Source organism: Anaerolineales bacterium (assembly GCA_016928575.1).
Lineage (GTDB): Bacteria > Chloroflexota > Anaerolineae > Anaerolineales > RBG-16-64-43 > JAFGKK01.
This window is the reverse complement of sequence record JAFGKK010000068.1, coordinates 41696-61279: the sequence shown is the minus strand read 5'-3', so window position 1 is coordinate 61279 and position 19584 is coordinate 41696. Positions and strand designations below refer to the sequence as shown.

Below are 19584 nucleotides of genomic sequence, written 5' to 3'. Positions count from 1 at the left end.
GTCCGCTCGCGCAGATCGCTTCCGTTTATAATGAACCGCCGGGCGGCATACCGGCGTTTCCCCCGGTTGCCATTGACAAGCCCGCTTCGGAGGATTCGTCGCTCCGCGGATCGGGACCGGCCTCCCGCCCGTGAGAAAAACGAAAACATGCCGCGAACGAAAACCATTTCTACCGATAAAAAACCGCTGGCCTTCCTGTTCGGAATCGATTGGAAAGGCCGGCCGGCCGTCCTTTCCTTGCAGGACAGCCTCGACGAATTGGAAGTGTTGTGCCGAACCGCGGGGATGGACGTGGCCGGCCGGGATTTCCAGCGGATCGCTAAACCGGATACCGCCACCCTGATCGGATCCGGCAAGGTGACGGAACTCAAGCGTTGGGTGGAAGAAACCCGGGCCGGAATCGTCGTATTCGACGAAGAGCTTTCTCCCCGTCACCTTCGCGAATTGCAGAAGGAGTTGGGGGACGCGGTTCATGTTCTGGACCGGACGGCATTGATCCTCGACATCTTCGCCCAGCACGCCCATACCCGCGAGGGGTCCTTGCAGGTGGAATTGGCCCAATATGAATATCGTCTTCCGCGCCTGACCCGAGCCTGGACCCACTTGGCCCGGCAAGCCGGGGGCGCGGCGGGCCGCGGCGGAACCGGAGGTGTCGGCTTACGCGGCCCGGGGGAAACCCAGTTGGAAATCGACAAACGGGAAATCGCCCGGAAGATCGTCCATCTGAAAACGGAATTGGAAAACGTCCGCGATCACCGCCTTCGATACCGCAGCCGGAGGAAACGGTCCGGAATCGCGGTGGTGGCGTTGGTCGGGTATACCAACGCCGGAAAAAGCACGCTCCTGAACCGGCTCACCGATGCGGGCGTGTATGTCGCCGACCAGCTGTTTGCGACCCTCGACCCAACAACGCGGCGGGTCCGCCTGCCGGGCGGGAAAACCATTCTGCTGACCGATACGGTCGGATTCATCCAAAAGCTGCCCGCTTCTTTGATCGCCGCGTTCCGCGCCACGCTGGAGGAAATCTCCGAGGCGGACCTCCTTCTGCACGTGGTCGACATCTCGCATCCCAACGCGCGCCAGCAGGTCGATGCCGTCCAGCAAACCCTGCAGGCCCTCGGATTGCGGGATTACCCCGTCATCACGGCGATCAACAAGATCGATCTCCTTCCCGATTTCCGCGATGAGCCGCTGACAAGGTTGTATCCGAACACCGTCATGCTTTCGGCGCTTAACGGAAACGGAATCCCCGCGCTCCTGGAGACGATCGAAAAATCGCTTTACAATCGGATGCGCTATATCCGGGTGAAACTCCCGCTCAACGCCGGACGACTCTTGCACGTGTTTTACAAGGAGGGTTCCGTCGAAAACCTCGTCCACCGGGAGGACGGGATCCTGGTGTCGGGCCGGATCCCCGGTTTTTGCTTGGCGGAATTCCGCGAATACCAGCTTGCCGATCGGCGGAATAAGGAGTAGACGGACGCGCCATGAAACGGCCAACCGCTGTATGCGCAATGGTCCTGCTGTTGTGGGGTTGCCGGGGCCCTGCGCCTCGCGGGGAGGCGGTCGCCGCAAGCATTTCCCCGCAGAGTTCGGATCCGGCGGACACAACCGCCGCCCCGACGAATTCGTTCCCCGTTCCGACCAGGACGACTTTGCCCGAGCCGGAGGAGCGATCGGCCATCCCGCCCTCCCCTTCTCCGACCGATTCCTCCGCCGGCGCCGAATTGGCGTTCGTGGGCGACATCATGCTCGGCCGCTCGATCGGCGATCGGATCCGGCGCGGGGATGCGGTCTTCGCCTCGGTCGAACCCATCCTTCAAGCGGCCGACCTGGCGGTTGGAAACTTGGAATGCGCGATCGGGGAGGACGGCGTTAAAGCGCCGAAATACTACACCTTCCTGGCGCCGCCGGAATCCGCCGCCCTTCTCAAACGCGCCGGGTTCGGTCTGCTGTCGCTGGCCAACAACCACAGTTTTGACTACGGTATCGAGGCGTTCGAGCAAACTATGGCCATGTTGGAATCCAACGGGTTGGCGCATGTGGGAGCGGGATTCAATGACGCCCAGGCGCGGGCGCCGGCGGTGTTCACCGTGGGCGGCTTGCGGCTGGCCTTTCTGGCATACGCCGAAGTGCCCAAGGAGTACACCGGCGGGTTCGATCCGAAAAGCTGGACCGCCGGGCCGGACACCCCCGGAATTTCCTGGGCTGATGACGATAAAATCATCCGCGATCTTGAAGCCGTTTCCCCGGTTTCGGATTTTCTCGTCGTTCTTTTCCATTACGGCGACGAGGGGGTCGATGTGCCCAACCCGCGGCAAATCCAACTATCCCGCCTGGCGATCGATTACGGCGCGGACTTGGTGGTCGGCTCGCATCCGCACGTCCTTCAGGGGGAGGAGGAATACCGAGGGGGGCGGATTTTCTATAGTTTGGGGAACTTCGTCTTCGATGAATTCGACGGCAAGGCGAACCGCAGCGCCATTCTGTGGGTGAAGGTGTACCCCGGCGCACCGGTGGAATACAACCTGATCCGGCTGAATCTCGTCGACGGTATCCCCAGGATGGGGGAATGACTTCCGGTTTTTGCCCGGCCTGGAAAACCGGTCGCACCGCGGCGTCATCCACTCCGGATGGCGGACAACCTTTCCCCCAAGGCAAGAATTTCCCCTAGCATGCCGTCGCTGTCCGCCGACGGCAGGCATCGTGTTAAATTCGATTCGTGTCTTTCAACCCAAGACCATTGCCTGCGGAAGGCGTCCGCTTTCACCCAATAATCCCTTTTCTCCCACGCTTCGGCCGTCCGGTTGACGGACTCGCGGATTTCTTGCAGGCCCTGGATCAGGACCGCCGCCGTTTCTGCCGCGCTGTTTCCTTGGTTTTTTGAGCGAAGAAATTCCCCGATGGCGAGGCTCATTTTTTTCAAGATCGCTTTTCGTTGCCGGGTCGGATTAGTGGTATGGATGACTCTGCCCAAGAAGGTCTCCTGTCGGAAGGGGTGGGAAATGCGGAAGCCGGATACTTGGCAACGGGCGAAATTATACCCGGCCGGCGGCGGTGGACCATGCCCGCCGCTTTGGAGGGATATCCCGATCGTTCGGAACGGGAGGTCCGCACGGCGGCACCTTCCATCGTCCGCCCCCTCTTTTTACGATACAATAACCCGCTCCTTCGTTATCGCTTGCGTCCGGGCCGGAAAAGATCATGGAGAAATCGCGTGGACGAACACGTCAAGGTGGTGGCAAGCAACCGCAAAGCGACGCATGATTACGCCATCCTGGATAGGATCGAGGCGGGCATCGCTTTGTTCGGCAGCGAAATCAAGTCCATCCGCGCCGGACAGATCAATCTGAAGGAGGGATACATCCTCATCGAGGGCCGGCAGGCTTGGCTTCTCGGCGTGCATATCGCTCCCTACGATCCGGCCAGCCTGGCCAACCATGATCCCCTCCGGAAAAAGCGCCTTCTCCTGCACCGCAAAGAGATAATCCGCTTGCAGGAAGCCCAACAACAGAAGGGACTGGCCATCGTTCCGTTGCGGGTATACCTGAAGAAGGGGCTGGCCAAGGTCGAGATCGGCCTTGGGCGCGGGTTGAAGAAATACGATAAACGGCAGGCGATCGCCAAGCGGGACGCGGAACGGGACATGCGCCGGGCGTTGAGCGGACGCGGATAAAAATGTTATAATGCTTGCTACGGGGATGACAGGCTTCGACGGAAGAGGCTGGTCCCGGATGGCAGGCCGAGAGGCGCCGACCTCGAAAAATCAGCGCAACCCTTCAAGTGCCAACCGCACTTACTCTGCTCTTCCTGTTGCGGCTTAACCCGCTACATAGAGCCTGACCCCTAGCGGGGTCACGTTCGCCCCTCCCTACCTCCGGCTGGGAGGGAAGCGGGCGTGAGAAAGCCGGAGTGCCGTTTGCGAATCCGCGGCGCAAGCGAAAGAGGGCTTTCGGGTCCGAGTGGATGGTCGATCGGTTTTCCTTGCCGGGCAGGCAGCCGGTCGACGAGAAAAAATGTCCGGCTAAGCCTGTAGAGGTCCGGTGCCGAGTCTTCTCGGACGCGGGTTCGATTCCCGCCATCTCCACTGATCGTTCGTCGGGAAACGGGAAACCGTTTCCCGTTTGGTTTTTGCCAATAGAGGAAGGACATCCCATGGCAATGCGTTATTGGTTTGGCTCCGTCCTGGTATTGCTTGGAGGCGGGCTGTTCCTCGACCGCCAGTTTCCAGAGTTGGCGTTGGGATCGTGGATCGCACGCTTGTGGCCGTTGGCCATCATTCTGCTGGGAGCGGTTATTCTCCTTACCCGGAGCTCCACTAGGATCGGTGGAATGATTATCGTTTTGGCCGGGGTCCTTCTGCAAATTCTCATGCTTGGTATCCTCGGAGGTGAAGCCTGGGGTTTGGCGGGGCCAATCCTTCTGATCCTGCTGGGCGCGCTGGTGCTGTTGCGCCCGAGGCTTCCCGGTGGCTCCGCTGGAAAAAGCCATGCGCCGTTCCAGCATTTTATAGTCTTCGGCGGTATGGATATCCGCCACCCGTCCGCGGAATTCGACGGCGGTTCGGCGACGGTCCTTTTCGGAGGAATCGATCTAGATTTACGCTCGGCTGTACTGGCGCCGGAAGGAGGGTATTTGGAATTGACAGCGGCGTTCGGCGGAATCGACGTCATCGTTCCGAAAGATTGGCGTTTGGACATCGACGGATTGCCCGTCTTCGGCGGTTGGTCAAACAACACAAATCCCGCTCCCGTTGCGGAAGGACCGGTCCTTACGGTCCGATGTCTGGCAATGTTCGGCGGCGTGGAAATAAAAAATTAATTGGCCCTGCTCAGGCTGTCTACTTTCGTTAATAATTACAAAAAAACGTTGCTTGCGTTTTTGGTTTTATTCGTCATCCCGGCGCCGGCCCTCGCGGAGCGGTGATGCTCGGAGCCGGGATCCAGTGATTTTTGACATTCAATGGCTGCCAGCTAGAATGACCCCGGCATGACAATTACCGGCGGATCAGCTACGCTTTCTCGGCCGGACTCATGTTTTGGCAAGCGGATTGCATCCCAGCAAGTAGATCCAGTAGTCCACATTAGGGCACCCGGCAGACGAGACCTTTAAGATATCGCCCCTCCGGAAAGGTCAATCGCACCGGATGGTCCGAAGGTTGTCCGCAACGGCCGATGATTTGCGCATCCCTCCCGGCGTCGATCGCCGCCGAAAAAACGATTTTCTGAAAAAGATCCTCACTGACAAGCCCGGAACATGAAAATGTCAATAAAATCCCGTTTTTCCTCAATATTCGCATAGCTAACCAATTGATATCCTTATAAGCCCTGGATGCTCTGCGAATATCTTTTTGATTTACTGCGAATTTGGGAGGATCCAAAATGACGAGATCGAAAAGGCGCTTTTCATCTCGGAGTTGTCTCAAAACCTCGAACGCATTGCCTTCCAGAATAGAGTCCTTCCCTGCCGGCATGCCGTTCAGCGCTAATTGGCCAGATGCGATGGACAGCATGGCCGGGGAGGAATCGACGTTAATTACACGCCCGGCCCCTCCGGAATACGCCGCCACGGCGAAAGCTCCGGTATAAGAAAAAACATTTAAAATTTCTCCTCCGCGGGCGAATTGCGAAACCAGGTCGCGGACGAGCATGCGATTATCCCTTTGATCCAGATAGAACCCCGTTTTGTGCCCTTGCCGCAAGTCTACTATGAATTTCCAATTCCCTTCCCGAATGTTTACCGTTTGCGGCGGTTCCGATCCCCACAAGACGCCGGTCGCGGGCGGAAGTCCTTCCTTGCTCCGAACGTCGGCATCGGACCTTTCAAAAATCCCTTGGGTTTTTTCGAACCGTGAAAGAATATTGGTAACCGCGGGTTTGTGTTTTTCAGCCGGCGCGGATAAGAACTGGACGGTGAAGTATCCCCCATACCGGTCGATGACCAGGCCGGGCAGTCCGTCGTTCTCCGCGTTGACCAGGCGGTATCCGTCTGTGTAAGCCTCCAGCGGCCGCCGGAAAGAATCCGCCTCCCGCAGTGCGGCTTCAAAGAAGCTTTCGTCAATGGCGTGATCCCGGTCCCATGTCCAAATCCGTGCTCTGATCTGGGATTCCGGGCTGTATCCGGCTTTGGCAAGCCATGATCCGCCTTGGCTGAGTACGTCGACCGTATCCCCCCTGCCCGGTCCGCCTACGATACGGTCTATCGCTCCGGAAAAAATCCACGGATGCCTCTGGCGTACGGATTTTTCCCGTCCGGCTTTCAAAACCAACCCCGCTTCCGTCAAGCCTGTCTCTCCTTCGAAGAGATCATTTTTTCCAAGGTTTCCTCGTCGAGCGTGGGGATATTCAACTTTTGAGCTTTTTGCAGTTTTGAGCCCGGCGCGTCTCCGACGACCACATAACCGGTTTTCTTTGTTACGCTTTCGGAAACCTTGCCGCCGTGAGATTCGATCCGGCGTTTGGCTTCTTCGCGGGAATACCTGCTGAGAGTTCCGGTGATGACAAACGTTTTACCGGCCAGTGTCTGCGGTGCTGCGGGCGCAGACTCCGGGCGAAACGACGGCCAAATTTCCTTTTTCCGAAATCGCTCCAATAGCCGGCGGTTCGGCTTGCGCGAGAACCAATCCAAAATTTCCTCGGCGAGGTTCGGCCCGACGCCGTCGATTTGCTGAAGCCGATCCGAGGAAGCGTTTCCCAGCGCGGAGACATCCCCGAACTCCCTCGCCAGGTCTCCGGCCAAAACTTCGCCCACGCCCGGAATGCCCAATCCGACGAGCAGGCGGTTCAGCGGGCGTTTTTTTGATGCCGCGATCGACGCCACCAAGTTATCCGCTTTTTTTTCCGCAAATCCTTCGAGCGAAAGCAGGTCCTCGGCGGTTAGATCGTACAATCCCGCCAAATCCTTCACCAAGCCGGATTGGACGAGTTGTTCGACGATTTTTATTCCCAGCCCTTCGATATCCATCGCGGTCCGCGAGGCAAAATGCTCCAGATGGCGGACCAATTGGTCGGGACAGGCGGAATTGATGCAATAATAGGCCACCTCCCCTTCCTCTTTGCGGACTTCTTCCTGGCAGGACGGGCACCGTTTGGGGGGCAAGTAAACCCGCTCCGATCCCGTGCGCGCATCGGGTATGGGGCCGATGACGTAAGGAATCACCTCCCCCGCCCGCTTGATCATCACCCGGTCCCCGATGCGGATGTCGCGCTCACGAATGAAATCGAAGTTGTGAAGGGTGGCCCGGCTGACGGTCACCCCGCCAACAGCGACCGGTTCGAGGACGGCATACGGGGTGAGGACGCCGGTCCGGCCGACGTTTACGCCGATATCCTGGAGCCGGGTGCTGACCTCACGGGCGGCGAACTTATAGGCGATGGCGCCCCGGGGATCCTTGCCGACATACCCTAGCCGGTCGGCCAACGCCAGATCGTCGAGTTTCACCACCAATCCGTCGGTTTCGAATTTAAAGGAATTCCTACGCTCCTCGAAGGATCCGCAAATGCGGATCGCTTCCTCAATGGTCGCCGCCCGCTCTGCCATGGCGGGTACGGGAAAGCCCAATTCCTTCAGCACAGCCAGGGTTTGGATTTGGGTCGCGGGCCGGTTCGCCCCCTCCCACACGAGAACGGAATAACACAACACGTCGATCGGCCGCCGCGCCGTCAGGCTGGAATCCAATTGGCGCAAAGCCCCGGCCGCCGCATTGCGTGGATTGACATACACCTTTTCCCCCTCGCGGGCCAATCTTTCGTTCAAGGCCTCGAATTCGGCGACCGGTATGAACGCTTCCCCCCGAACCACCAACCGCCGCGGCGGGATGCGGCGTACGTGCGGATCCGCGGGGATTCGCAGCGGCAAGGACCGGATGGTCCGCAGGTTCGGGGTGATGTCCTCCCCCTCCAGGCCGTCGCCCCGGGTCGCCCCCAACCGGAACACGCCCTCGTTGTAGTGAAGGATCACGGTCAGCCCGTCGATTTTCGGTTCGATCACAAAGCCGGCGCGGGCTACATCGGGTGACAGCTTCATGATCCGGTCGAACCAGCCGCGAAGATCATCGGGGTGGAACGCGTTTCCGAGACTCAATACCGGATGGGGATGGGCGGTGCGGTTGAATTTTTCCGAGACGGATCCGCCAACTCGTTGGGTCGGCGAATCGGGGGTTTTTAATTCAGGGTATCGCGCCTCGAGGGCGGTTAATTCGCGCATCATCGCGTCGTATTCGGCGTCGCTGATAACGGGAGAATCCATCACATGATACTGGTAGGAATGATATTGGATGCGCCGCTTCAACTCTTCCAGCCGCTGGGACGCGTTGGTGGGGTCCATGCCGGGTTATCCTGACGCCTCCTGATACACGGAAAACGGGGGGAATACGGTATAATTCTACTCCAGTCCTTGGACAAACCAGGATTCCTCAAGGGAGATAATCCGGAGTGAGGAAAACGGCAATCCACCCCCTTTTTTCGGAGTAACATAAGAAAACGGCTCTTCGAACTGCGTTTTTTCACCTTCCTCCGTAAAGGAGAGGCGTTGAAGCTATCCGTCCAGTCTTTGTCGAAAATCTTTGAACACAGCCACCGTGAATCCACCCTTGCGCTGGAGGATCTTACCTTTGACGTGAAGGCCGGGGAGTTCTTATGCCTGCTGGGTCCTTCCGGCTGCGGAAAAACGACGCTGTTGCACATCATCGCCGGGTTGGAACAGGCGGATTCCGGCAGTGTCCTGCTGGACGGCAAGCTCATCACCGGCCCCGGCCGCGACCGAGTGGTTATTTTTCAGGAGCCGGCGCTATTTCCCTGGCTTAACGTGATGGACAACGTCTCCTTCGGGTTGGATTGCGCGGGTATACCGAAAAAGGACCAACCGAAGAAGGCTTTGGAATATCTGCGCTTGGTGGGGCTGAACAGTTTCCGCAAAGCCTACACCCATGAACTCTCCGGAGGCATGAAGCAAAGGGTGGCGCTGGCCAGGGCGCTGGCCTTGGAGCCGGACGTCCTCCTGATGGATGAGCCGTTCGCGGCCCTCGACGCCCAGACCCGGGACATGTTGCATACGGAACTGCAGGAAATCTGGCAGAAAACGGGAACCACCATCCTTTTCGTCACCCACAACGTACGCGAAGCCTTCGTCCTTGGGGACCGCGTGTTGTTGCTTTCGGCGCGGCCTGGACGGTTGAAAAAGGTCTTTAAATGCGAGCTGCCCCGTCCGCGACATATCGAAGATTTCGCGCTGGTGGAGGCGGTGCGGGAGGTGCTTTCCGATCTGCGGGAAGAAGTCCTTGCGGCCAAGCAAAAGGAACAGGACCATGAAAACCTGGTTGGTTAGGATCCTGTTTTTCGGACTGCTGATCGTTGTCTGGGAAGCCGTGGTTCGGCTGGGCATTTGGCCCAAGTACATCATTCCGTCTTTCTACGATGTTCTCCGTTCCATCTGGACCGGCTTTGTGGACGGAACCTTTCCCAGGGCTATTCTCTACAGCCTATGGAGGCTGGCCGCGGGCTACGGGATTTCCCTTCTTGTTGGAATAACGCTTGGGATGTTGATCGGACGGATTCCGATCATCCAGCAGACCGTCGGGTCGGTCATCCTGGGATTGCAGGCGCTGCCCAGCGTGTGTTGGCTGCCCCTGGCTTTGTTATGGTTCGGCTTGTCGGAAAGGGCGATCATCTTCGTGGTCATCATGGGAGCCCTGCTGTCCATCTCCCTCTCGACCGCCGACGGGATTCGCAACACCCCCCCGCTGTTCCTTCAGGCGGCGAAAACCATGGGAGCCGCCGGCATCAGGCTGTATTCGCAGGTGATCCTGCCGGCGGCGTTCCCATCGATCATCTCGGGCATGAAATTGGGGTGGTCGTTTGCCTGGCGCTCCCTGATGGCGGGCGAACTGCTGTACTACGGCGGGAAGGCCAGCCTCGGCCATCTGCTTACGATGGGCCGCGAATTGAACGACATGGCGCAGGTGATCTCGGTCATGATCATCATCGTCGCCATCGGATTGTTGGTCGACTTTCTCGTGTTTGCGCCCTTCGAGCGGCGCATCCGCGAACGGTGGGGCCTGCGGTCGATCCGCTGATCCCCCGTCCGGACGGCTTCGTCAGCGGATCTCGGGTTCCAGGATCCCGTAGGCCCCGTCCCTTCTCCGGTATACCACGTTGATTCCCCCGCTGCGCACGTTCTGGAAGAGGAAAAATTCCTCGTGTCCCAGCATGTGCATTTGCTCGATCGCCTCCGTTTCGCTCATCGGCTCGAGCGCGAAGCGCTTCCGGCGGACGACGACTTGGTCTTTGTCCGGCTCGTCCTCGACGTGGTCGGCGATTCCGGTTTTCACAGGGCCACCCTCTCCGCGGACGCGCATCCGCCGGCCTTTGTATTTTTCCATCTGACGGTGGAGTTTGTCGAGGGCCGCATCCACGGACGCGTAAATGTCGTTGCTCCGCTCCTCGGCCCGCAACAGTAAGTCCCTTCCCCGGATGGTCAGCTGGGCGACGTGCTTGTCGTTCTCGCTGCGCACGCCCCGGTCGTATTTCAATTCCGCCCTGGCCTCGTCGATATTGTCCAGAAAGCGGCTCAGCTTATTAATCTTCTTCTCCACGTACTCCTGAAGGTGCGGGGTCATTTCCATTTCGGTGGTGTTGACAAGGATTTGGATGGTCATTGTCTTCCTCCAATTGAGAATGGTTTCAGGATTCCCTCCCTGCGGCGGGCAGGACGGCGCGTGCCAAAGTCAGCGCTGCCACTGCGGCGGCGCCTGCCTTGCGCAATGCCGCCGCGCAGCTATCCAGGGTCGCCCCCGTGGTGCAGACGTCGTCGACCAGGAGAATCCTCCGCCCCGCCACTTCGGCGGCGCGGAAGGCCTCGGCCACGTTCTCCCGGCGCTCTCCGAGCGACAATCCCACTTGGCTTTGTGTCTCGCGGACTCGGACAAGGTTTTTTTCGCCCAGCGGAATGACCGACCGTCGCGCGATCGCCCCGGCCAGCAAAAGCGACTGGTTGTATCCGCGCTGGATTTGACGGCGTTTCCCCAGCGGCACAGGAAGGATCAGATCGAATTCCCAGGACGGCGGAGACCAATGGGGGTAGGCGAGTTTGACCAACTCCGCAGCCAGGGAGCGGTCCGCATCATATTTCAAGGCATGCAGCGCTTTCCGCAGCGGTCCCGAGAAGGCTGCCGCCGACCGGACGAAGTCAAGCCGGGTTCGGTCGATGCAGCGGTGCGTCGGCGGGATCGGCTCAGGAAGGCCGCACCATGGGCAACGGCGCGAATCGATCCAGTCGATCCCGGCGGCGCAGGCGGCGCAAATTCGGGGGCCGAGCGATCGGCAATATACGCATTGGGGGGGGAAAAAAAGGTCAAGCAGGAAGGATTGTAGCGAGCGGTCGTTTTCCTCGAGCCTCGGGAACCTTCTCCGCATGATCCGGGCGCCCATTAGCCTCCACCGAAGAACATCTTCCCGACCGGCGACGTGAACAGGATCAATCCCGCAGGACCCAGGAGCACGATCAGGATCGACGGGAAGATCAGGAACACGAGCGGAATCATCATCTTCACGGGGGCTTGACGGGCCTTCTCTTCGGCGCGCTGCCTTCGGCGCATGCGCATTTGGTCGGCTTGGATCCGTAATACCCGCGACATGCTGACGCCCAACTGTTCGGATTGGATCACGGCCGCGACGAAGCTCGTCATTTCGGAGATGCCGATCCGTTCGGCCATGTCCCGCAAGGCGTCGCGGCGGAGTTTTCCCAGGCGGATTTCCTGAATCACCCGGCCTAATGCCATGCTCAACTCGTTCTCCCATTCCTCGGTCACCTTCGACATGGCGGAATCGAATCCCAGGCCGGCTTCGACGCAGATGGTCAGCAGGTCCAAGGCGTCCGGCATCGCCTTGCGGACATTCTCCTGGCGGCGCGCGATTCGGCTGTCCAGATACAGCCGCGGGAAGAAGTATCCGAACACCAAGCCGAAGATCACCAAGCCGATCGCGATGAACCACTGCGGCCGCCAGGTGCCGAACAGGAACAGGAAGGACAAGACCCCCCCAAACAGGACTGCGAAGACGATCTGCATCGACCAGTAGACCGGAGCTTCGACTCCCCACGGATTGCCGGCCAAATCGAGTTTTTTCTGGATGGTCTGGATGTTGGCGGCCGGCGTAAACCGGACGATGAGATCGCTGATCCCTTTGAGGATGGGCAGGATCACCCGCTCGTGAAACGGCTGCTGCAGCTCGATTTCTTCCAGGCTGATCGGCACTTCCCGTCCGGCGTATTCCGACAACCGGGCGTCCAGCGGGGTTTGGTCCTTGGGCATCTTGACCGCCGCATACACCAGCGCGGCGGCCCCGATGACAACAATCCCGATGAAAACGGCGATAAGCATGATGGCCTGTTAAATCTCGATCGACACGATTTTCCGGACGGCGACGAACCCTCCAACGATCAGAAGTCCGCCGCAGATCACCATCGGGATCCCGCAGGCGCGGGATTCCGGCGCAAAAAATTTTCCGATGTAGGATGGATTGTAGAGGTAGAGGAATCCTCCCAAACCGAACGGAAGGAACCCGATCAGATACCCCGTAATCGACTGCTGGGCTGTCAACACGCGGATTTCGCCTTTGATCCGGACCCGTTCGCGGATGGTGTGCGAGATCGTGTCTAGAATTTCCGCCAGGTTGCCGCCGACCTCGCGCTGGATGTTGATCGCCGTGATGATCAGCTTCAGGTCGGGGCTGTTCATCCGGCGCAGGAGGTTTTCCAGCGCCACGTCCAGGGTAAGGCCGATCTGGACTTCCTGGACGACGCGGCGGATCTCCACTGACATGGGGGACGGCATCTCCTTGGCGACGGATTCCAGCGCCTGGATCACGGAATAGCCGGCCCTGAGGCTGTTGACGCTGAGGTTCAGCATGTCCGCCATTTGGGCTTCGAATTGATGCAGCCGCCCGCTTTGTTTTTGCTTGATGTAGAAACCGGGAAGGAAGAATCCGATCACCGCGCCGACGGGGGCCAACAGGATGCTCTTAAAGAGGAGGAATGCGATCGCCCCCATCCCGATGGTGGCGATGACGATCAGGGCGATGTATTCCGTCGGCCTCAGTTTCAGATCCGCCCGGGCGATGTCCTTGGAGATGCCTTCAAACCAATCTGAATGTGAAAAGTTCTTTTCCAGGTAATCCGCCACCGGACTGCTTCGTTGTTTATCTTCTTTGGTGGGCTCATTTTCCTCAACCGGTACGGTGAATTCCGTATAGCGGCTCAGCCGTTCTTCCACCGAGGTGTCGCCGGAACCCAGGAAGGCAAACACCAGCAGGATGACGGCGACGGCGACAAAGATGATGGAAATCAACGCTGGGGACATGAGATGACTCCGGGGGAGATCAATAGCGCATGCGTTCCCCGATGCCGAAGACCGACGCGGGCAGGTGAATCCCTGAGGCTTCGATCCGGTCCATGAACTTCGGACGCAGCCCCGTCGGCCGCAGGCGCCCAACCACCCTGCCCGATTCAATCCCGGTCTGCTCGAAGACGAACAGGTCCGTCATGGTGATGACGTCGCCTTCCATTCCCTGCACCTCCGTGATGTAGGTCACGTGGCGGGAACCGTCGCGAAGGCGCTCCTGGTGCACGACCATGTTGATGGCCGAGGCGATTTGCTCGCGGATGGCGCGGGACGGCAGATCCATACCCGCCATCATGACCATCGTCTCCAAGCGCGAGAGCGTGTCGCGCGGGCTGTTAGAGTGCAGGGTGGTCATCGAGCCGTCGTGGCCGGTGTTCATCGCCTGGAGCATGTCAAGGGCCGCGTCGTCGCGGACCTCCCCGACGACGATCCGCTCGGGACGCATCCGCAACGCGTTGATCACCAGGTCGCGGATGGTCACTTCGCCGCGCCCTTCAATGTTCGGCGGGCGGGATTCCAGCGAGACGACGTGTTCCTGGCGCAGTTGAAGCTCGGCCGCGTTCTCAATGGTGATGATCCGCTCGTCGGAGGGGATGAACTGGGAAATGATGTTGAGCAATGTGGTCTTCCCCGAACCGGTGCCTCCGGAGATGACGATGTTCATCCGGGCGATAACGCAAGCCTTCAGGAACTCCACCGCTTCGGCGGTGATGGTTCCGAAGCTGATCAGGTTCTCGATGGTGATCGGGATCTTGGCGAATTTCCGGATGGTGAGGATCGGGCCGACCAGCGAAATGGGCGGAATGACCGCGTTGACGCGGGAACCGTCGGGCAGACGGGCGTCTACGTACGGGCTGGATTCGTCGATCCGGCGGCCGAGCGGGGAGACAATCCGGTCGATGATCCGCATCACGTGGTCGTCGCTCTCGAAGCTCACCGGGACCCGTTCGATTTTCCCTTTGCGCTCGACGAACACGTTCTTGGATCCGTTCACCATGATTTCGGTCACGGCCTCTTCGGCCAACAGCGGTTCCAGCGGGCCGAAACCGAGGATTTCCGCCACGATCGCCTCAAACAGCCGTTTTTTTTCCGCGCGGGAGAGGGCAATGCTCTCCTCCGCAAGGATGTTTTCGAATAGCTCCTCAATCGTCCGGCGCACTTCGGCCGTCCGGTTGACGTCCATGGAGGGATCCAATTCCCCCAGGAGTTTGTTCTGCACCCGGGTTTTCAGGTCGAAATACGCGTCGCGAGTGCCCGTTTGTGCGGCCGCCTGGGTGGTGGGACGGCGCGACCGCAATTCCGCCAAGCGCGAAGCGCTAAGGTCCTCTTGCTGCGGAGTCTGCGCTTGCCCTTGTTCGATTCTGCGAAGCAGCGACACGGTGCCACTTCCTTTCTACAGGAATACCCCCGGCACGGCTTACCGGACTTTGCCGACCGCCGCCGGTTTCCTTTCTTCCACGCCGGCCTGGGCGATCTCCGCCAGCCGGGTTTTCACCGCCTGGGCCATTTCCAGCACGGCGCGGGCGATGGGCTTGGTGCGGTCCGCCAGGATGAACGGCTCGCCGTTGTTTGTGGACAGGGGGACGACTCTGTCGTCCAGGGGGATTTGGGCGACTATCGGCTGCTTTAATAGATCCGCAACCTTCTCCGCCGAGATCCCGAAGCGTTTGTCCATGCGATTCATGATCAGGACCATCTTCTGCGGCGTCAGGTTTAGCGCCTCGCCCAGATCGAAGAACATCCTCAGGTTCTTGATGGTGGGAAGGTCGGGGGCGCCGATGAGAACCACCACGTCGCTGGCGTCGATCGCCCCGATCGTAGCCTCGTTGAGTGCCGAAGCAGTGTCGACCACGACGTACTGAAACACGTTCGCGAGAAAGCGGATCACCTTGCTGATCTGGGCTCCCTGGACGCCTTCCGCCTGTTCGGGGCGGGCCGGCGCCGCGATCACCTTCATCCCGGAGGGATGATGGATGGCGATGCGTTCCACCAGGTCGTTGTCCAGATCCCCCGCCTGCTCCACCAGGTCGATCAGGCTGTTGCGGGTTTGCAGGTTTAGGCAGGCGGCCACGTCTCCGAACTGCAGAGCGGCGTCGACGACCACCGTCGGAGTGTCCGCGGTGTTCAGCGCCAGCGCCAGGTTGGTGGACACCATCGTCCGCCCCACCCCGCCCCGCGGGCTGTACACGACGACCACCTTGCCGTGCAGGCCGTGCGGGGAGGCGATGTTGACCGGCGCTCCGGGCGTGGCCGCCACAGGCGATATGCTCGGCTGGGCCAGCGCTCGCTGGCCCACCTTGCGGATCGTGCTGACCAATTCGTCGGCGGACGGGGGTTTGGGGAGAAAATCCCGCGCTCCGGCCAGCATCGCCCGGCGCATGTAGTCCGGCTCGTTTTGGACGGAGAGGATGACGATCTGAGTGTTGGGGAGATCCTTCAGCAGCGCCTCGGTCGCCGAGATGCCGTCCATGTCGGGCATGTTGATGTCCATGATGACGACATGCGGCGTGGTATCGCGCGCCAGGGTGAGGGCTTCTTTGCCGGTGCGGGCTCCGCCCACAACCTCCATATCCCGCTCGAACTGCAACAAGCGGCGGATATTCTCCCGGGTTTCGGCGATATCATCGACGATGAGAACGCGGATTTTATCGGCCACTCGCAGTTACCTTGCTTCCACGTCGTTGCCCAGCAGATAGCTGAACGGATTTTCGATCCGCGGGACCGTCCCGTACGAAAGTGTGTTCGGAAGCTCGATTTTGAAATCCGTCATCAAGCGTTCCAAATCCATCGATTCGACGCTGATTACGGAGGTGTCGCCCGCGGAACGCAGGGCGTAGGTCAGGTCCGCATAGAGCCGCATCACGAAATTAACCGCCAGCGCCTCGTCCGGCGTGACCTCGATCACCAGGATGTCTGGCGTGCTCGAAGGAACCGCGGCCGCGGCGCCTCCTCCCGCAGCGGGAGTTGCGGCGGCGACAGGCCGACTCACCGTTCCGACGCTCAGCACCCGGGCATCCGAAACGATTACTGCGCTGACCAAGCGCGGACGCTGGGGTTCGATGGGCGTGTAATACGTCGCCAGAAGAATGTCGCTGAGAGGTGATTCCTTGAAAATCTTGCCGCTTTGAATCTGGGTGAAGGTGATCTTTCCTTCCGAGTCGATCCCCACCAGCAGAACGTTGTTCGGCATTTCAGTCTGGAATTCCTTATCCAGGCTGATAAACCGCATCGAGGCGATGATCATGATGTGGTCGCCGTTGCCGATGGCGTAGGCGACCCCGGTCAGACGGTTCATCGGGACGGCGATCGCCACCTTCCCGGGGGTGATCTTCAAAGCCGTCGCGGATGCGGTGTCGGACACGGCCGCGCCGCTCTCCACCACCTGAGAGGAGAAGATCGGTTCGCCGCGGCGGAGGTCGATCCGCGCCCGCTTGCCGACCACGGCGGACATATCCGTGACCAAGCCCGGCAACGGCATATCCCGCGGCCATGGCCCTTCCACCAAGCTGTCGGCGGTTATCGTAGAGCCCGCCGGTATGTCTTGGGCGACGAAGATGATCGTGTAGGGACTCAGTTCGGGCGTCGGCGTGGGTTTTTGTGTTCCGGGAAATCCCTGTAAAAGGATATAGACCACCCCGGCGACGACAAAAATAACCAGGGCAAGGATCAACAACATCCTTCGTCTCATTTGGACCTCCAGGTGGATAGGCGCCGAATGTTTGCTATCATACTAATAATATGACAAAAGTCAAGGAGAGGCGTAAAAAAACAGTATATTTTTTGATTGCGGATAATATTACTCCGAAATAAATTGAGCCCCGAAAAACGGGGCTCAATTTTCCGGTCTGCTATCGGTCGCTAGATCGCGCTGATGATCTGGCTGAAGACGTTGCCGATGGCGGGACCGAGGACCGAAAGGATAATAATAATCACGATGGCAACCAACACCAAAATCAATGCATACTCGACCAAACCTTGCCCTTTCTTCTGCAATTTCTTTAGCATGGCTTTCACCTCCTTTCCTAGAAAATGGATCTGGTTTTTTCCATTATACCTTCCCCGGTTTGGAAGGTAAATTGCGGAATACTTGCCGAGGGCGCTATTCGGCGGCTTGTGGCGGAGAATACTCTTTCTCTGCGAGAAAGACTTTAGTACTAGATGAACGAAAGCATCCCTCGGGAAAGTCGCAATTCCCGAAACAAACGTCGGAAGTATGCCGAGATCGATTTCTTGATTTTCCGGAATTGTCGATACCGGCCGGCAAAGCCAGCGGTATTAATAACAACCGGTCGAAATATTTCCGGTGTTTTAGATCGCAAAACCACTGGGGCGCGCGCCTTCTTGCCCGCCGCGGCGGGATGTTTATTCTCCCGCGGGAAGTTCGATCGCGGTGTATGTGCCCTGCCCCGCCTGGGATGCGTAATCGAACGACCCACCCAGCATTTCCACCCTCTCCCGCAACGACTTTAAACCATGCGGATCTTCCTCTCCGCTGCTTTTTTCTTCCAGGATTTTCCCGTCGTTTTCCAAAACCGTCTTCACCCGCACGTCGTCCAGATCCACCGAGACTTTGATTTTTCCCGCCTCGGCCTCATCGCGGGCCAGGGCTACCAATTCCTGGATCGCCCGGAACGTAACCACTTCAATGTGGCTCGGCATCCGGCGTTCGGTTCCCGTGAACACGAAGGTTATCTCCTGTTGTCCCTGTTCTTTGATGCTGTCCAGATACTTTCTCAACGTCGGGACAAGCCCTAGATCGTCGAGCATCATTGGACGCAGTTCGAAAATGTAATTGCGGACCCTCTGGAAGGCGGAGTTGGCGGTGGCTTTCAGGTTGTTCAGTTCCTCTTTGGCGCGGACCGGATCCATTTCGAACAGCCGCGCGGCAATTTCCGCCTGGAGGATGAAGTTGGATAGGACTTGCGCCGGTCCGTCGTGCATCTGCCGCGAAAGCCGCTTGCGCTCCTCCTCCTGGGCTTCCACCACCCGGACGACGACCGATTTCGGCGCCGGGCCGGCGGCCGCATCCGGCTGGCTGATCCGCAGGGTTTCGTGGATTTTTTCAAGGAAGGAAGCGAATTGGTCGAGGACCCCTTGCTGGGCTTGCAGGCGCTCCAGTTGTCCGCTCATGGCGAACAGGCGTTGTTGGGTGTCCATCGAGGATTCATACGCCTTGCGGATGTCCTCCCGGGGCACGGAATCGAAGGAGGATTGGATCTGCTTCAGCCGCATGGCCTCGGAAGCCTGCCGCATCTTCATTTTTTCTACTTCGCTGCGGCTTTGACTTATCAGCGACCGGATTTCTTTCGACTGGGTTTTTATCTCGTCCAATTGCGATCCGATCAAGGGGACGAGATCGTCTACGGACAGGGTTTCTTTTTCCAGATCCGCGGGCTCCGGGGTTTTGGACTCTTTCGTCATGGGCGGCCCTGATCATTCCTCTTTGGAGAACGGTAGGGAGGATGGTTCCGATGTTTCGTTTCCTTCCGGGAGGCGGATCCACCCGTGCTTTAGCGCGTAGACCACGGCTTGGGTCCGGTCGCTGGCGCCGATCTTCCGCAGCAGCGAAGTGAGGTGGTTTTTAACCGTTTGCTCGCTGATTCCCAGCAGGTATCCGATTTGTTTGTTGGTCAATCCGCGTGCCACCAGGTTGAGGATCTCGGATTCCCGTTGGGTCAAGGGGGCGAAAAGATCCTCGGAACCGGTTTCCGTCTTGAGCCCGGCCATCTGATCGTCCAACCAGGCCTGCTTTTCCTTGGCGTCCATGATCCGGCCCTCGTACACCCATTTTCCCGAGGCGACGATCCGGATGATTTCCGCCAGCTGTTCATGTTCGATGTCCTTGGAGCAATACGCCCGGGCGCCCGCTCGAAAGGCGTGCAGCGGCTGCTCGCAATCCGTGTAGCCCGTCAGGAGGACGATTTTTATGTCGGGCATCTCGGATCCCGCCCGCCGGGCGATCTGCAGGCCGTTTTCATCCGGGAGATTGACGTCGAGGATCGCAACGTCCGGACGGGTGTTGCGGAGCAAGTCCAGCCCGTCGTGTCCGTTTCCGGCTTCGCCCACGATGGTCAAATCCGAAAAAGACGTGATGGCTTTCTTCACGCCCTCGCGGTAAAGCGGATGATCGTCGATGAGTACGATTCTAATATCGGTCATGGAACTCCCGCACGAAAGTATAGCATTAC

At 59.1% G+C, this 19584-nt stretch carries 19 protein-coding genes and 1 other RNA gene; 7 read left to right on the top strand and 13 right to left on the bottom strand.

Translation table 11 applies throughout. The features are described from left to right. Positions 1-147 precede the first annotated feature (147 nt). Together hflX and JW929_09265 are read left to right on the top strand one after the other, a co-directional pair. Positions 148-1476 carry a GTPase HflX gene (gene hflX, locus JW929_09270; GenBank protein MBN1439586.1) on the top strand — a complete coding sequence of 443 codons (1329 nt, stop codon included), beginning with the start codon at positions 148-150 and terminating at the stop codon, positions 1474-1476. An 11-nt stretch (positions 1477-1487) separates the two neighbouring features. Further along, on the top strand, positions 1488-2576 hold the full coding sequence (locus JW929_09265; GenBank protein ID MBN1439585.1) for a CapA family protein: 1089 nt from the start codon (positions 1488-1490) through the stop codon (positions 2574-2576). 44 nt (positions 2577-2620) lie between these two features. Here JW929_09265 and JW929_09260 read toward each other — a convergent pair whose 3' ends face one another. Then, positions 2621-2917: a hypothetical protein gene (locus JW929_09260; protein MBN1439584.1), complete on the bottom strand. Its 297-nt coding sequence runs from the start codon at positions 2915-2917 to the stop codon at positions 2621-2623. 147 nt (positions 2918-3064) lie between these two features. Here JW929_09260 and smpB point away from each other — a divergent pair, with 147 nt between their 5' ends. From smpB to JW929_09245, 3 genes are all read left to right on the top strand, one after another. After that, entirely contained in the window at positions 3065-3676 is a 612-nt protein-coding gene (smpB, locus tag JW929_09255) for an SsrA-binding protein SmpB (protein MBN1439583.1), read from the top strand. Between the two features lie 21 nt (positions 3677-3697). Further along, positions 3698-4090, top strand: a transfer-messenger RNA (tmRNA) gene (ssrA, locus tag JW929_09250). Between the two features lie 65 nt (positions 4091-4155). Continuing rightward, positions 4156-4821, top strand: coding sequence for a hypothetical protein (locus JW929_09245; GenBank protein MBN1439582.1), 666 nt, complete (start codon positions 4156-4158; stop codon positions 4819-4821). Positions 4822-5083: 262 nt separating this feature from the next. Here JW929_09245 and JW929_09240 read toward each other — a convergent pair whose 3' ends face one another. Further along, a complete protein-coding gene (locus tag JW929_09240) occupies positions 5084-6283 on the bottom strand; it encodes a class I SAM-dependent methyltransferase (protein MBN1439581.1) in 1200 nt (399 codons plus the stop codon). After that, complete coding sequence (gene ligA, locus JW929_09235) at positions 6280-8325, bottom strand: NAD-dependent DNA ligase LigA (protein MBN1439580.1); 2046 nt, start codon at positions 8323-8325, stop codon at positions 6280-6282. The genes JW929_09240 and ligA overlap by 4 nt, the downstream gene beginning before the upstream one ends. 204 nt (positions 8326-8529) lie before the next feature. On the opposite strand from ligA, the gene JW929_09230 reads away from it, so the two are divergent. Beyond that, positions 8530-9324: an ABC transporter ATP-binding protein gene (locus tag JW929_09230; protein MBN1439579.1), complete on the top strand. Its 795-nt coding sequence runs from the start codon at positions 8530-8532 to the stop codon at positions 9322-9324. After that, positions 9305-10072: an ABC transporter permease gene (locus tag JW929_09225; GenBank protein ID MBN1439578.1), complete on the top strand. Its 768-nt coding sequence runs from the start codon at positions 9305-9307 to the stop codon at positions 10070-10072. The genes JW929_09230 and JW929_09225 overlap by 20 nt, the downstream gene beginning before the upstream one ends. A 21-nt stretch (positions 10073-10093) precedes the next feature. Here JW929_09225 and raiA read toward each other — a convergent pair whose 3' ends face one another. From raiA to JW929_09175, 10 genes are all read right to left on the bottom strand, one after another. Beyond that, positions 10094-10654: a ribosome-associated translation inhibitor RaiA gene (gene raiA / locus JW929_09220; GenBank protein MBN1439577.1), complete on the bottom strand. Its 561-nt coding sequence runs from the start codon at positions 10652-10654 to the stop codon at positions 10094-10096. Positions 10655-10679: 25 nt separating this feature from the next. Then, positions 10680-11426, bottom strand: coding sequence for a ComF family protein (locus tag JW929_09215; GenBank protein ID MBN1439576.1), 747 nt, complete (start codon positions 11424-11426; stop codon positions 10680-10682). Continuing rightward, the gene (locus JW929_09210) at positions 11426-12376 is read right to left on the bottom strand and encodes a type II secretion system F family protein (protein MBN1439575.1); all 951 of its coding nucleotides are present in this window, start codon (positions 12374-12376) and stop codon (positions 11426-11428) included. Before JW929_09210 ends, JW929_09215 begins: the two co-directional genes overlap by 1 nt. A 9-nt stretch (positions 12377-12385) precedes the next feature. Beyond that, a complete protein-coding gene (locus JW929_09205) occupies positions 12386-13354 on the bottom strand; it encodes a type II secretion system F family protein (GenBank protein MBN1439574.1) in 969 nt (322 codons plus the stop codon). Positions 13355-13373: 19 nt separating this feature from the next. After that, complete coding sequence (locus JW929_09200) at positions 13374-14579, bottom strand: CpaF family protein (protein MBN1439573.1); 1206 nt, start codon at positions 14577-14579, stop codon at positions 13374-13376. Positions 14580-14813: 234 nt separating this feature from the next. Further along, positions 14814-16052 carry a response regulator gene (locus tag JW929_09195; GenBank protein ID MBN1439572.1) on the bottom strand — a complete coding sequence of 413 codons (1239 nt, stop codon included), beginning with the start codon at positions 16050-16052 and terminating at the stop codon, positions 14814-14816. Positions 16053-16058: 6 nt separating this feature from the next. Beyond that, positions 16059-17084, bottom strand: coding sequence for a hypothetical protein (locus JW929_09190; GenBank protein ID MBN1439571.1), 1026 nt, complete (start codon positions 17082-17084; stop codon positions 16059-16061). Positions 17085-17254: 170 nt separating this feature from the next. Beyond that, the gene (locus tag JW929_09185) at positions 17255-17401 is read right to left on the bottom strand and encodes a Flp family type IVb pilin (GenBank protein ID MBN1439570.1); all 147 of its coding nucleotides are present in this window, start codon (positions 17399-17401) and stop codon (positions 17255-17257) included. A 357-nt stretch (positions 17402-17758) separates the two neighbouring features. Next, entirely contained in the window at positions 17759-18817 is a 1059-nt protein-coding gene (locus JW929_09180) for a hypothetical protein (GenBank protein MBN1439569.1), read from the bottom strand. A 12-nt stretch (positions 18818-18829) separates the two neighbouring features. Continuing rightward, entirely contained in the window at positions 18830-19555 is a 726-nt protein-coding gene (locus JW929_09175) for a response regulator transcription factor (protein ID MBN1439568.1), read from the bottom strand. Positions 19556-19584 lie beyond the last annotated feature (29 nt).